The following is a 13,411-nucleotide window of genomic DNA, read 5'->3' on the forward strand; positions in this document are numbered from 1 at the left end:
TTGCGTACACAGCTTCGACCGCTGCGGTTTCCCCGTCGGTGAGCTGCCCGCTCGCCGTCGCGGCACGTTCGGCGACGGCACCCGCGACGGCGTCGCCGTTCGCGACATCCACCTCGTGGCTCGCCACGCCGGCATCGGCGGAGGCCCCCGGTGATCCTGCTCCTGTCGACCTCCGACACCGACCTGCTCAGCGCCAAGGCGAGCGAGGGCGACTGGCGCCTGGCCAATCCGGCCCGCGTCGAGCCGGCCGACCTGCCCGCGCTCCTGGACGGCACCGACCTGGTCGTGGTCCGCCTGCTCGGCGGGCGACGCGCGTGGGAGGCGGGTCTGGACGCGCTGTTGGCCGGCCCGCGCCCGGTCGTCGTGCTCAGCGGCGAACTCGCCGCCGACGCCGCGCTGATGGAGCTGGCGACCGTACCCGCCGGGGTGAGCGCCCAGGCGCACGCCTACCTCGCCCAGGGCGGACCGGCCAACCTGACCCAGCTCCACCACTTCCTCTCCGACACGCTGCTGCTCACCGGGCACGGCTTCGAGCCGCCCGTCGAGGTGCCCTCCTGGGGCCGGCTGGACCGCTCGGCCCGGGAGATCGAGGGCCCGGCCGTGGGCGTGCTCTACTACCGCGCCCATCACCTCGCCGGGAACACCGCGTTCGTGGCCGACCTGTGCGCGGCGATCGAGAACGCGGGCGGCCGGCCGGTACCGATCTGGTGCGCGTCGTTGCGTGGCGCGGACGAATCGTTGTTCGCGGCACTGGGCGAACTCGACGCGCTGCTGGTGACCGTGCTCGCGGCGGGGGGCGCCGGTGGGGCCAAGCCCGCCGAGGTCTCCGCCGGCGGCGACGACGAACAGTGGGACGTCGGCGCGCTGGCCGGCCTGGACATCACCATCCTCCAGGCGTTGAACCTGACCACCAGCCGGGCCGAATGGGAGGCCGGCGACGCGGGCCTGTCGCCGCTGGACGCGGCCACCCAGGTCGCGGTGCCCGAGTTCGACGGCCGGCTGATCACCGTCCCGTTCTCGTTCAAGGAGACGAGCCCGGACGGGCTCACGCACTACGCCGCCGACCCCGAACGAGCCGCGCGAGTGGCCGGAATCGCGGTTCGACACGCCCGACTTCGGCACATTCCGGCCGGCGAGCGCAAGGTCGGCGTGGTGTTGTCCGCATACCCGACCAAGCACTCCCGGATCGGCAACGCGGTCGGTCTGGACACCCCGGCCTCCGCCGTCGCGCTGCTGCGCGCGATGCGCGCGGCCGGCTACGACGTCGGCGCGCTCGACGGCGCCGACGCGCTGCCCGGCCTCGAACCGCCGGACGGCGACAAGCTCATCCACGCGCTGATCGCGGCGGGCGGTCAGGACCCGGAGTGGTTGACGGAGGGTCAGCTCGAAGGCAACCCGGTCCGGATCTCGGCGGCCGACTACCGCGAGCGCTACGCGAAGTTGCCGCTCGGGCTGCGCGCGAACATCGAGGAACACTGGGGCCCGCCGCCCGGCGAGCTGTACGTGGACCACTCGCGCGATCCCGAGGGCGAGATCGTGCTCGCGGCGCTGCGCGCGGGCAACGTGATCCTGATCATCCAACCGCCGCGCGGCTTCGGCGAGAACCCGGTGGCCATCTACCACGACCCGGACCTGCCGCCGAGTCACCACTACCTGGCCGCCTACTGGTGGCTGGACGCGCCCGCCGGACCGGGCGGGTTCGGCGCGCACGCGCTCGTGCACCTGGGCAAGCACGGCACGCTGGAGTGGCTGCCGGGCAAGAACCTGGGCCTGTCCGCCGAGTGCGGTCCGGACGCGGTGCTTGGCGATCTGCCGCTGGTCTACCCGTTCCTGGTGAACGACCCGGGCGAGGGCGCGCAGGCCAAGCGGCGTGCGCACGCGATCATCGTGGACCACCTGGTGCCGCCGATGGCGCGGGCCGAGACGTACGGCGACCTGACCCGGCTGGAGCAACTGCTCGACGAATACGCCAACGTGCAGGCGCTCGACCCGGCCAAGGGCCCGGCGCTGCAGGCGCAGATCTGGACGCTGATCCAGGCCACCAAGCTCGACCACGACCTGGGCATCACCGACCGGCCGCACGAGGCCGAGTTCGACGACCTGATCCTGCACCTGGACGGGTGGTTGTGCGAGGTCAAGGACGCGCAGATCCGCGAGGGCCTGCACATCCTGGGCAGCGCGCCCACCGGCGAGGGCCGGATCAACCTGGTCACCGCGATGCTGAGGGCCCGTCAGGTGTGGGGTGGCAAGGCCGCCGCGCTCCCGGGCCTGCGCGAATCGCTGGGCCTGGTCGAGGGCGGCGGCGCCTCGCGCACCGAGACCGACGACGCCGAGGACCGCGCCCATCGCCTGGTCGCGGCGATGGAGGCGGGTGGCTGGGACCCGGCCCGGGCCCTGGCCGTCACACACGAGGTGCTGGGCGCCGAATCGGCGGCGGTCGCCGACGTGTTGGCGTTCGCCGCGACCGAGATCGTGCCGCGCCTGGACCGCACCGGCGACGAGATCGGCGCGGTGCTGCACGCCCTGGAGGGCGGCTACGTCGCGGCCGGGCCCAGCGGTTCGCCGCTGCGCGGGCTGGTCAACGTGCTGCCGACCGGCCGCAACTTCTACACGGTGGACCCGAAGGCGATCCCGAGCCGACTGGCCTGGGAGACCGGACAGGCCCTCGCCGACTCGCTGTTGGCCCGCTACCGCGCGGACAACGACGGCGACTGGCCGCGCTCGGTGGGCCTTTCGGTGTGGGGCACCAGCGCGATGCGCACCAGCGGCGACGACATCGCCGAGGTACTGGCGCTGCTCGGCGTGCGTCCGGTGTGGGACGACGCGTCGCGGCGGGTGACCGGCATCGAGGCGATCTCGCTCGCCGAGCTGGGCCGCCCCCGCGTGGACGTCACGGTGCGCATCTCCGGGTTCTTCCGGGACGCGTTCCCGCACGTGGTGCTGCTGCTCGACGACGCGGTGCGGCTGGTCGCGGAGCTGGCCGAGCCGGACGAGGACAACTACGTCCGGGCGCACGTGCGCGCCGACACCGCCCGACACGGCGACGCGCGCCGAGCCACCACGCGCGTGTTCGGCTCCCGGCCCGGCGCCTACGGCGCGGGGCTGCTGCCGCTGATCGACGCGCGCACCTGGCGCGACGACGCGGACCTGGCCGAGGTCTACGCGACCTGGGGCGGCTACGCCTACGGCCGGGGCCTGGACGGGGTGTTCGCCCGCGAGGACATGGAGGACGCCTACCGCAGGATCGCGGTGGCGGCCAAGAACACCGACACGCGCGAGCACGACATCGCCGACTCGGACGACTACTTCCAGTACCACGGTGGCATGGTCGCCGCCGTGCGCGCGCTGACCGGCACCGCGCCGGCGGCCTACATCGGCGACTCGACCATGCCCGACGCGGTCCGCACCCGCACGCTCCAGCAGGAGACCGCCCGGGTCTTCCGGGCCCGGGTGGTCAACCCGCGCTGGATCGAGGCGATGCGCAAGCACGGGTACAAGGGCGCGTTCGAGCTGGCCGCCACGGTGGACTACCTGTTCGGCTACGACGCCACCACCGGTGTGGTCGCCGACTGGATGTACGAGCGGCTCGCGGGCGAATACGTCCTGGACGAGACCAACCGCGAGTTCATGCGCACGTCCAACCCGTGGGCGCTGCGCGGCATCGCCGAACGGCTGCTCGAAGCCGCCGACCGAGGCATGTGGGGGAAGCCGGAGGCCGCCACCCTGGAGAGCCTGCGTGAGGTCTACCTCGACGTCGAGGGCGACCTCGAAGGCGGCGAGGACGCGGGGGATGCCTGAGCGGGACGCCCCGACGCCGACCCGGACGGTGTCCGTGGTCGGGATCGGGGACGACGGCTGGGCCGGACTCTCCGAGGCGGCCCGGGCGTTGGTGGGCGCTGCCGACGTATTGGTCGGCGGCGCGCGGCACCTGGCCATGGTGGAGGGGGTGGCAACCGAGCGGGTCCGCTGGCCGTCGCCGTTCTCGGTGGACTTCGTCGCCGCCCTGGCCGGGGCCCGGCAGGTGTGCGTGCTGGCCAGCGGGGACCCGATGTTCTACGGCGTCGGGGCCGCGCTGGTCCGGGAGTTGGGCGCCGAGCGGGTCGTCGTGCTGCCGGCTCCCTCGTCGGCCTCGCTCGCGTGTGCGCGGCTGGGCTGGTCGGTGCAGGCCGTCCCGGTGGTCAGCGCGGTGGGCCGACCGCTGGCCGGATTGGCCGCCGAACTGTTCGCCGGGGCGCGGGTGTTGCTGCTCAGCGCGGATGGCTCCACGCCGGGTCGGGCCGCCGCCTTGTTGGGCGAGTGCGGCTTCGGGACGAGCGCGGTCACCGTGTTGGAACACCTGGGTGGCCCGGCCGAGTCGACGTGGCGGGGCACCGCCGACGCGCTCGCGGCGGCTCCCGAGCGGCGGTTCGCGGACTTGAACGTGGTCGCGATCGAGTGCGCGGACGGCCCCGGGCTGAGTCGGGCTCCCGGTCTGGCGGATGATGCCTACGCCCACGACGGGCAGTTGACCAAGCGCGAGATCCGCGCCGTGACGTTGGCCGTGCTCGGGCCTCGTCCCGGCGAGTTGTTGTGGGACGTGGGCGCGGGCAGCGGCAGTATCGGCATCGAGTGGATGCGCACGCATCCGTCGTGCCGGGCGGTCGGCTTCGAGACCCGCGAGGACCGGGCCGAGCGGGCCCGGGCGAACGCGGTCGCGCTGGGCGTGCCGGCGTTGCGGATCGTGGTCGGTCGGGCGCCGGAGGCACTCCGCGAGCGGGTGGGCCGGGCCCCGGACGCGGTGTTCATCGGCGGTGGGTTGACCCTGCCGGGCGTGGTCGAAGAGTGCTGGGCCGCTTTGCGCCCCGGTGGCCGGCTGGTCGCGAACGCGGTGGTGGCCGAGACCGAGGCCGAGGTGTTGCGCCATCGTGCGGCGTACGGCGGGGAGTTGACGCGCCTTCAGGTCACCCGGTCCGCCCCCGTGGGCCGGTTCACCGGATGGCGGCCGGCGATGCCGGTCACCCAGTGGGTGGCGGTCAAGCCGCTTTCCGATGCGAACGAGGAGTAGTTCCATGACCGTGCACTTCATCGGCGCCGGGCCCGGCGCGGCCGACCTGATCACGGTGCGGGGGTTGCGGATCATCGCCGCGTCGCCGGTGTGCCTGTACGCCGGCGCGCTCGTGCCGCGCGAACTGGTCGAGGCGGCACCGCCCGGAGCCCGACTGGTGGACACCGCCGAGCTGAACCTGGACGAGATCGTCGAGGAACTGCGCGCCGCGCACGCGGCCGGGCACGACGTGGCCCGCCTCCAGTCCGGCGACACCTCGTTCTTCAGTGCGGTGGCCGAGCAGCAGCGCCGGCTCGACGCGCTGGGCATTCCGTGGGACATCACCCCGGGCGTACCGGCGTTCGCCGCCGCGGCGGCGGCGATGGGCCGCGAGCTGACGCTGCCCACGGTGGGCCAGACGGTGATCCTGACCCGGGTGGCGGGCAACGCGACGGCGATGCCGCCGGGCGAGGACCTGGCCACGCTGGGCCGGTCCGGCGCGCTGCTGGTGCTGCATCTGGCGGTCGGTCGAGTCGAGCGGGTGGTCGCCGAGTTGACCCCGCTGTACGGCGCGGACTGCCCGGTCGCGGTGGTCGCGCGCGCGTCCCGCCCGGACGAACTGATCGTGCGCGGCGAACTGGCGGACCTGGTGTCCCTGGTGCGCGACAACGGGATCAAGGCGGTGGCGATCATCATGGTCGGCCGGGTGCTGGGTGAACCGGGTTTCTGCGACAGCCACCTGTACAGCGAGATCCGCGATCGTGGCGAGCCGAGGCCGGTCGGGTGAGCGGCGCGGGTCCGGATCGCCGCGATCTAGGCCGGCGCGGCGCGGCCGACGATGGTGCCCGCGCGGTCGATCGCGATCACGTCGACGGTGATCGGGAGTTCGCTGCCGCGCAGCAGCGACCGGGCGGCGTCGCGGGCGGCTTCCGCGACCGCGTCGCCGAGCGGGACGTCGGCCGCCCGGGCCAGTTCGAGCGCGTGCAGGGCGGTGTTCGCGGCGCGGATGTGCGCGGCCAACGCGGCGTCGCCGCCGACCGCCGCGGCCCGGTCGGCGAGCGCGTCCAGGTTCACCTGCGAGCGACCCGAGTGCAGGTCGAGATGGCCGTCGGCGAGCTTGGAGAGCTTGGCGAAGCCGCCGGCGATGGTCAGGCGCGGGATCGGGTGCCGACGCAGGTACTTGAGCAGCGCGCCGGCGAAGTCGCCCATGTCCAACAGCGCGGTGCCGGACAGGCCGCACACCTGCGCCCCGACCCGCTCCGAGGTGGTGCCGGTCGCGCCGAGCACGTGTGTCTCGCCGGTGGCCAGCGCGACGTCGATGCCGCGCCGGATCGAGTCGATCCAGGCCGAGCACGAGTACGGGATGACGACGCCGGTGGTGCCCAGGATGGACAGCCCGCCCAGGATGCCCAGGCGCGGATTCCAGGTCTGTTCGGCGATCCGGGCGCCGTCGTCCACGGACAACTCGACCGTGACGTCGCCGGTACCGCCGTGCGCGGCGGCCACCCGGGCCACCGCTTCGCGGATCAGCTTGCGTGGCACGGGATTGACGGCGGGTTCGCCGACCGCGAGCGGGAGGCCGGGCAGGGTCACCGTGCCGACGCCGGGGCCGGCCCGGAAGGTCACCCCGGTGCCGGGCGCCGCGTGCCGGACGGTGGCCCGGATCAGCGCACCGTGGGTGACATCCGGGTCGTCGCCGGCGTCCTTGACCACACCGGCCATGGCGACCCGGGTGGGCGCGGTGAGCTCCTCGACGGCGAGCGCGAACGCGGGCGTCTGGCCGCCGGGCAGCCATACCGTCACCGGGTCGGGGAACTCGCCGGTCAACAGGGCCTGGTAGGCGGCGGTCGTCGCGGCGGTCGCACACGCGCCGGTGGTCCAGCCGCGGCGCAGACGATCGGGGCCGGTCATCGGTCGAGGAGCCAATCGTGAGCGGGTCGAGCGGGTCGAGCGGATCCGGTGGACCCGGCGGAGCGGAGGCATTCACCGAGGCGCCCGTCCCGCTCGCCTCCCGGGCCGGGGCGGGCCGCGTGGTGTTGTTGCTCGGCGGTACCGCCGAGGCGAGGGTGCTTGCCGCGCGTCTGGTCGACGTACCGGGGCTGTGTGTCGTCTCGTCGCTGGCCGGGCGGACCAGCGCACCCGTGCTGCCGGTCGGCGAGACCCGGGTGGGCGGCTTCGGCGGCGTGCCCGGACTGGTCGCGTGGTTGCGGGCGCGCGGCGTCGCGGCGGTGGTCGACGCCACCCACCCGTTCGCGGCCCGGATCTCGGCGAACGCGGTCGCCGCGTGTGCCGAGGCGCACGTCCCGCTGCTGCGCCTGCAACGGCCGGGATGGACGGCCGTGCCGGGTGACCGTTGGTATCCGGTCGACTCCGCGGCCGAGGCCGCGCGGGTGTTGCCCGGCCTGGCCCGACGGGTGTTCCTGACCACGGGTCGCCTGGAGACCGCGCCCTACGCCCACCTGGACGACCTGTGGTTCCTGCTGCGCAGCGTCGAGCCGCCGACCGGAGCACTCCCGCGGGCCTGCGAAGTCCTGTTGTCCCGGGGCCCGTTCACCGTCGGGGACGAGATCGCGCTGATGCGTGACCGGCGCATCGACGCGATCGTGACCAAGGACAGCGGCGGCGCCCTCACCGCGGCCAAGCTCACCGCCGCCCGGGAGCTGGGCCTGCCGGTGGTGCTGATCCGCCGTCCCCGGGTGTGCGCGCCGGAACAGGTCACCGACGCGGCAGCCGCCGCGCGGTGGGTCCTGGACGGGTCGGCCGCGGCGGCCGGGACGTGAGTCGCGCACGCCACTCACTGTGACATACGACCGTCGCGCGTCGATCTCGGCTCCTCGACCGGGCCGCCCCGGCCGTGCGGGGGCGACCCGACCCGGGATCGTCGTCGACACGGCTCGGGCCGTCAGGCCGGGTAGCGTCGCGGCGTGTACACGCCGGTGCCGCCGTCCGGCCGGGGGTAGGTGCGGGTCTGCGACGAGCCGATGATCAGCAGCGTACGCATGTCCACCAGCTCCGGGTCCAGGTCGGCCAGCCGGACCACGTGCACCGACTCGGTCGGGCCGCCGACGTCGCGGCCGACCACGACCGGGGTGCCCGGGGCGCGATGCTTGAGGAACAGGTCGCGGGCGTCCGCGACCTGGGTGCGCCGGGTCTTGGAGGCCGGGTTGTAGATCGCGACCGCGAGGTCCGCCTCGGCGGCGGCGGTCAGCCGACGCTCGATCACGTCCCACGGCTTGAGGATCGCGGACAGGCTGATCACGCAGAAGTCGTGACCCAGCGGCGCCCCCGCCCGCGACGCCACGGCCTGCATCGCGGACAGCCCGGCGACCACCCGGACCGGGACCTCGGTCGCGGTCTCGTGCGCCGCCTCCAGTACGGCGGACGCCATCGCGAACACGCCCGCGTCGCCGGAGGAGACCACCGCGACCCGGCCGCCCGCCTCGGCCAACGCGATGGCGTGCCGCGCGCGTTCGGCCTCGACCCGGTTGTCGGTGCGATGGCGCTTCTGGCCGGGGCGGGGCTGGACGCGGTCCACGTACGGGCCGTAGCCGACCAGGTGGTCCGCGGCGGCGAGGGCCGCGTGCGCGTCCGGGGTGAGCCATTGCGGACCGGCCGGCCCGAGGCCGACCACGTCGATCGAGCCGAGCTCGCCGGTGGGTTCGGGCAACACGTACGCCGGCTCGGGCGCGCACGGGGTGCGGTTGGTGGCGAACTCGCCGCCGGGGGCGGCGGACGGGGTGATCACCAGGGAGAAGTACGGCACTTCGTCCGGAACCACGTCGGCGAGCGGGCGCACCTGCTGCCGATCGGTGGTCGCCCGCTCCACGTACCACGTGCGATCGGCCAAGCCGGCCTGCTCGAACGCATCGCGTACGGCCGGGAAATGCCGCTTGCCGAGCTTGATCACCGCGGCCGAGTCGGTGGTCCGCAGCCGCGCCGCGAGCACCTCGGGCGGCAGCGTGCCGGGCAGGATCGTGAGCACCTCGTCGTGTTGCACGAGCGGCCGTCCCAACACCGCCGCCGCCCCGCTGACCGAGGTCACCCCGGGCACGACCTCGACCGGGTAGCGGTCGGCGAGGCGTTCGTGCCAGTACATGTACGAGCCGTAGAAGAACGGGTCGCCCTCGCACAACACCGCGACGTCGCGACCGGCGTCCAGATGCGCGGCGATCTCGGTGGCGGTCGAGTCGTAGTAGTCGGCGAGCGCGCCGTCGTACCCACCCGGGTGGTCGGTGCTCTCGGTGGTCACCGGGTATTCGAGCGGGAGGCGCAGCTGGGTGTCGCTCAGATACGGCTCGGCGATGGTGATCGCGACGCCGCGCGCACCCTTCTTGACCGGGTAGGCGACCACGTCGGCCGAGGTGATCAGGCGATGTGCCTTGAGGGTGATCAGCTCGGGGTCGCCCGGGCCGAGGCCGATGCCGTACAGGCGGCCGGTGGTGGTCACGCTGCGCTCCTGGGGGATGGGTGCGGGGTGCGGGTGTGCGGTGCGGTTCGGGGCTTTCGGCTCCGGAATCCGGGCGGACTCCGGTTCGGCGCCGCGGCTATTCCTGTTCGCTCGCCAGGGCGTTCAGGGCGGCGGCGGTCATCGCGCTGCCACCGCGGCGGCCGTGGACGACGAGGTAGGGAATGCCGGCGGGGTGTTCGGCCAGGGCCTGCTTGGACTCGGCCGCGCCGATGAAGCCGACCGGGATGCCGACGATCGCGGCCGGGTGCGGCGCGCCCCGGTCGATCAGTTCGAGCAGGCGGAACAGCGCGGTGGGCGCGTTCCCGACCGCGACCACGGCACCGGCGAGGTCGTCGACCCACAGGTCCACGGCAGCGGCGCTGCGGGTGGTGCCCTGCTCGGCGGCCAGCACCGGCGTCCGCGGATCGGTGAGCAGACAGCGCACGTCGTTGTCCTTGGGCAGCCGCTTGCGGGTCACCCCGGAGGCCACCATGTTGGCATCGCACAGGATCGGCGCGCCGGCCCGCAACGCCTCGGCCCCGGCCCGGGCCACCTCGGGATGGAAGCCGACGTCCTGCGGCAGGTCGGTCATGCCGCACGCGTGGATCATCCGAACGACGACGCGCGAGACATCCTCGGGAAAGCGGGCCAGGTCCGCCTCGGCCCGGATGGTCGCGAACGAGCGCCGATAGATCTCGGCACCGTCCTTGATCCAGTCATCCACGTCGGCTGCTCCTTTGCCCGAGGGGGTGGTCGTGTGGCGGGTGGGGCGGGGCGGTTTCGTAGGTGCCGTCCTCGCGGGCGACCAGGAGCGTCGCGCCGGCGGGCTTGCCGCAGGCCCGGGAGCAGCCGACCCAGTGGGTGTCGGCGCGGTCCGGGGCGGCGTCGGGGGAGCGGCGGCCCAGGGCGTGCCGGGTGGCCTCGGTGCGCACGTCGGCCAATGCTCGGCGGCATGCGCCCAGGCCGCTGCACGCGGTCACGCCGCGCCACGGGGAGGCGGGGTCGCAGGGGAGGCCGGCCGCTTCGAGGGCGGCCAGGGTCGCGTCCGGGTCGGTCACGTCACGAAGCACGACGCCTCGACCGCCGGTGATCCGCAGTTCGGTCCGCAGCGCGATCAGGGCGGCCAGGTGATGCTGCGTCAGGCGGCCGAGTGGCACCAGGGCTCCGACGGCGAAGCGGCCGTCGGATTGGGCGAGTACGCCGATCGGCGGTCGGCCGGCGTCGGCTCGCCGGGATCGGGCGGGGCCCGCGGGAGCGTGGTCGGGCAGGCCGGGATCGGCCGCGAGGCCGGCGGCGAAACGGGCCGCCCCGTCGGGGAGTTCGCGGACGTGCCAGGCGCCGGATCGGGCGCGGGCGGCCAGGAACGCGCGGGCCGTGTGCACGACGGCCGCCGGGGCGTCGGCGGGGCCGAAGCGCCGGGTCGTGTCGTGGCCGGCGACGTGCAGCGCGAAGGTGTGCTCGGTGTGGGCGACGAGGTCCAGGTCGTGCCGGGCCGAGGCGATCGGGAGCCCGCCGTCGTCGATGCCGATCAGGAAGCGGCCGGAGAGGGCGGTCAGGTCGGGTGCGGCGCACAGGGCCCGGTCGACGGCGGCGAGTACGGCGTCGGCGTCCAGCAGGGCGTTCGGATCGCGGCCGGCGAGGGGGCTCGCGAGGATGTTGCGCACGCGGTCGTGGCTGCGCGAGGGCATCAGACCGGCCGCGGCCACGGCGTCGGCGAAGGCGGGCAGGTCGGCCTCGGCCAGGCCGCGCAGCTGCACGTTGGCGCGTGCCGTCAGGTCGACCGAGCCGGTGCCGAATCGCTCGGCCAGGACCGCGAGTTCGCGAATTTGGGCCGGGTCGAGCCGGCCGCCCGGGAGGCGTACGCGCGCGATCAGGCCGTCGTCGGCCGGCGACGTGTCCACGACTCCGGGGCAGGCGTCGTCGCGCTCCCGGACCACCACCGCACCCACCGTCCTTCGTCGTCCCTGGATGTCTCGTATCGCCGTCGCCGGCCCGGCACCCCAGGTCGGGCTGCCCACCGGCCAGATGCGACACTGTTGCATATGGACGACGGTGTGCAGCACCCCACCCCCGACCCGGTCGTCGAGGCGGTGCGGCAGATCCGCGCGCACGGCGAGCGGGTCACGGTGGCGCGCACCGCGGTGCTTCGGGCACTCGCGGACGCCGACGAACATCTGAGCGCCGACGCGATCTTCGCCGCGGTCTCCCGCGCGGCGCCGGGCGTGCATCGCACCACCATCTACCGCGCGTTGGACGCGCTGGAGCGCCTCGACCTGGTCGCCTTCACCCGGCTGCGGCACGACGCGGCCACCTACCACCTGGCGGGCCACCTGGTGGGCGGCACACACGTGCATGTGCGCTGCCGCGTCTGTGGCACGGTCAGTCACGCGCCGGGCGACCTGCTGGACGGGGTCGCCGCCCGACTGGCCGGCGAACAGGGCTTCGCCCTCGATCCGACCGCGGTCGCGCTGACCGGCCGCTGCGAAACCTGCACCAAGCGCGCCGAGGCATTCGCCCGCGGGTGACCGGGTGCTCGGGGTGCTCCGGGCCGCGCCGCCCGGATTGGGCCCGCTACTCCATGCGCTCGTCTTCGGCGATCTCCCGGTCGTCCACGTTCCAGCAGATGGCGATGCCCCCGGCGATGTGGATGACGGGGAACAGGAACCAGGAGCACCAGCCCGGCAGCCAGAATTGGGTAGCCGACATCAGGACTATGACGACGGCAAGGACGAGCCAGGTGTGCTTGGCGCCGAAAACGGTGCGCAGACGTGCCCGATGGCTGGACATCGACTCCCCGGAGACACGGATGTCGCTTGTGGCCGAATTGTCGGTGTGCCGGCCGACACCGACACCCGGAAGCCGATCCGCGCCTCAGCGGGCGGGGGTGATGCCTGCGGCGTGGGGGCAGGAGCCCGAGGCGCCGCAGGCCCGGTCGGGTCAGGGCTGGACGAAGCGGTAGCCGCTCGTCAGCAGTCGGGGCAGCCACACTTCGAGTGCGGCCACCGTCTGCTCGCGGTCGCCGCCCGCGTCGTGGTTGAGGATGATCGAGCCGGTCGTGGTCGCGGCCAGCACCCGCTTGACGATCTCGGGTGCGCCGGGCCGCTCCCAGTCCCGCGGATCGACGGACCAGCCCAGTGGGTTCAGGCCGTTCGCGCTCAGCACGCCCATCACCTCGGACGACCACCGGCCGTACGGCGCGCGGAACCAGTCGACCCGAAGGTCCGGCAACACGCGGCCGATCGCGCTCAGACCGCGTTCCACCTCCTCGGCGACGGCGGTCGGCGAGAGTTGTTGCAGATCGGCGTGCGACCACGTGTGGCCGGCGATCGCGTGGCCTTGGTCGTGGATCGCGCGGAGCAGCTCGGGGTGCCGCTCGACCTCCGTACCCACCACGCAGAACGTGGCGGGCACGCGGTATCTGCGCAACACCCGCAGCACCTGCGGGGTGTACTCGGGATGCGGACCGTCGTCGAAGGTCACCGCGATGCGCCGCGGCCCGGCCTCGACCTCGCATACCGGTTGTCGGACGAAGGCGGGGCGGGGGGCGGGCTGTCCGTCGGTCGCGACGGCGGACGGGGTGGCGAAGGTCAGCAGACCGAAGGTGGCGGCGGCGCCCATCAGCAACGTACGGCGCGACGTGGCAGAGGTGGTGTCCATGCCGAGTGTCTTGCACATGTCCGGGACCACGATCGCGAGGACACGCACGACTCGGCCGGAGTTCACCGGTTCGGCGGACCCGAGCCCCGGGCCGGCCTCGACCCGCTCTCGACGGCAGGCGACTCGACTTCGAGGGCAACCGACTCGGGCCCGGGCGGGGGGCCGCGCCCCCACCGGGCCCCCACCAGAGGGCGGGCCAAAATTGGACCGGGGGGGTGGGGTGTGTTATAAAAAAAAGAAGCAGGCGGCGACAAAAACAGTGTAGATAAAGGGGGTGGGCGGTT

At 73.9% G+C, this 13,411-nt stretch carries 11 protein-coding genes; 5 read left to right on the forward strand and 6 right to left on the reverse strand.

Translation table 11 applies throughout. The features are described from left to right. The first annotated feature begins 150 nt into the window (after positions 1–150). From cobN to cobM, 3 genes are read left to right on the forward strand one after another with little or no spacing between them, the layout of a single operon-like run. The gene (gene cobN, locus ACFXMF_RS10975) at positions 151–3,798 is read left to right on the forward strand and encodes a cobaltochelatase subunit CobN (RefSeq protein WP_379988179.1); all 3,648 of its coding nucleotides are present in this window, start codon (positions 151–153) and stop codon (positions 3,796–3,798) included. Continuing rightward, positions 3,791–5,044: a precorrin-6y C5,15-methyltransferase (decarboxylating) subunit CbiE gene (gene cbiE, locus ACFXMF_RS10980; protein ID WP_379988180.1), complete on the forward strand. Its 1,254-nt coding sequence runs from the start codon at positions 3,791–3,793 to the stop codon at positions 5,042–5,044. Before cobN ends, cbiE begins: the two co-directional genes overlap by 8 nt. A gap of 4 nt (positions 5,045–5,048) precedes the next feature. Next, on the forward strand, positions 5,049–5,810 hold the full coding sequence (cobM, locus tag ACFXMF_RS10985; RefSeq protein WP_360309825.1) for a precorrin-4 C(11)-methyltransferase: 762 nt from the start codon (positions 5,049–5,051) through the stop codon (positions 5,808–5,810). 26 nt (positions 5,811–5,836) lie between these two features. Here cobM and ACFXMF_RS10990 read toward each other — a convergent pair whose 3' ends face one another. Further along, positions 5,837–6,934 (reverse strand): cobalt-precorrin-5B (C(1))-methyltransferase, encoded by a 1,098-nt coding sequence (locus ACFXMF_RS10990; RefSeq protein ID WP_360309823.1) that lies wholly within the window; start codon positions 6,932–6,934, stop codon positions 5,837–5,839. 119 nt (positions 6,935–7,053) lie between these two features. Here ACFXMF_RS10990 and ACFXMF_RS10995 point away from each other — a divergent pair, with 119 nt between their 5' ends. Then, the gene (locus ACFXMF_RS10995) at positions 7,054–7,803 is read left to right on the forward strand and encodes a cobalt-precorrin-6A reductase (protein ID WP_360309864.1); all 750 of its coding nucleotides are present in this window, start codon (positions 7,054–7,056) and stop codon (positions 7,801–7,803) included. Between the two features lie 122 nt (positions 7,804–7,925). On the opposite strand, the gene ACFXMF_RS11000 is transcribed toward ACFXMF_RS10995, so the two are convergent. The 3 genes from ACFXMF_RS11000 to cobG all read right to left on the reverse strand — a co-directional run bounded on the left by ACFXMF_RS11000 (position 7,926) and on the right by cobG (position 11,512). Beyond that, entirely contained in the window at positions 7,926–9,470 is a 1,545-nt protein-coding gene (locus tag ACFXMF_RS11000; RefSeq protein WP_379988181.1) for a precorrin-2 C(20)-methyltransferase, read from the reverse strand. Between the two features lie 97 nt (positions 9,471–9,567). Further along, positions 9,568–10,194 (reverse strand): precorrin-8X methylmutase, encoded by a 627-nt coding sequence (locus ACFXMF_RS11005; protein WP_360309819.1) that lies wholly within the window; start codon positions 10,192–10,194, stop codon positions 9,568–9,570. Next, positions 10,187–11,512 carry a precorrin-3B synthase gene (cobG, locus tag ACFXMF_RS11010; protein WP_379988182.1) on the reverse strand — a complete coding sequence of 442 codons (1,326 nt, stop codon included), beginning with the start codon at positions 11,510–11,512 and terminating at the stop codon, positions 10,187–10,189. The genes ACFXMF_RS11005 and cobG overlap by 8 nt, the downstream gene beginning before the upstream one ends. Between cobG and ACFXMF_RS11015 the strand changes: the two genes are divergently transcribed. Beyond that, positions 11,513–11,995, forward strand: coding sequence for a Fur family transcriptional regulator (locus tag ACFXMF_RS11015; protein WP_360309815.1), 483 nt, complete (start codon positions 11,513–11,515; stop codon positions 11,993–11,995). It abuts the gene before it with no gap. Positions 11,996–12,041: 46 nt separating this feature from the next. Here the strand turns inward: ACFXMF_RS11015 and ACFXMF_RS11020 are convergent, their stop codons facing one another. After that, positions 12,042–12,257 (reverse strand): hypothetical protein, encoded by a 216-nt coding sequence (locus ACFXMF_RS11020; RefSeq protein WP_360309813.1) that lies wholly within the window; start codon positions 12,255–12,257, stop codon positions 12,042–12,044. Between the two features lie 150 nt (positions 12,258–12,407). After that, positions 12,408–13,127 (reverse strand): polysaccharide deacetylase family protein, encoded by a 720-nt coding sequence (locus ACFXMF_RS11025; protein WP_360309811.1) that lies wholly within the window; start codon positions 13,125–13,127, stop codon positions 12,408–12,410. Positions 13,128–13,411: the final 284 nt, after the last annotated feature.

The organism is Embleya sp. NPDC059213 (genome assembly GCF_042754445.1).
In the GTDB taxonomy this organism is placed as follows: domain Bacteria; phylum Actinomycetota; class Actinomycetes; order Streptomycetales; family Streptomycetaceae; genus Embleya.

Bases quoted from the DNA above. Each gene is read 5' to 3' on its own strand.
- ACFXMF_RS11025 (WP_360309811.1), bottom strand. From the start codon at position 13,127: ATGGACACCACCTCTGCCACGTCGCGCCGTACGTTGCTGATGGGCGCC.
- ACFXMF_RS11015 (WP_360309815.1), top strand. From the start codon at position 11,513: ATGGACGACGGTGTGCAGCACCCCACCCCCGACCCGGTCGTCGAGGCG.
- ACFXMF_RS10990 (WP_360309823.1), bottom strand. From the start codon at position 6,934: ATGACCGGCCCCGATCGTCTGCGCCGCGGCTGGACCACCGGCGCGTGT.
- cbiE (WP_379988180.1), top strand. From the start codon at position 3,791: ATGCCTGAGCGGGACGCCCCGACGCCGACCCGGACGGTGTCCGTGGTC.
- cobM (WP_360309825.1), top strand. From the start codon at position 5,049: ATGACCGTGCACTTCATCGGCGCCGGGCCCGGCGCGGCCGACCTGATC.
- ACFXMF_RS11020 (WP_360309813.1), bottom strand. From the start codon at position 12,257: ATGTCCAGCCATCGGGCACGTCTGCGCACCGTTTTCGGCGCCAAGCAC.
- cobG (WP_379988182.1), bottom strand. From the start codon at position 11,512: ATGCAACAGTGTCGCATCTGGCCGGTGGGCAGCCCGACCTGGGGTGCC.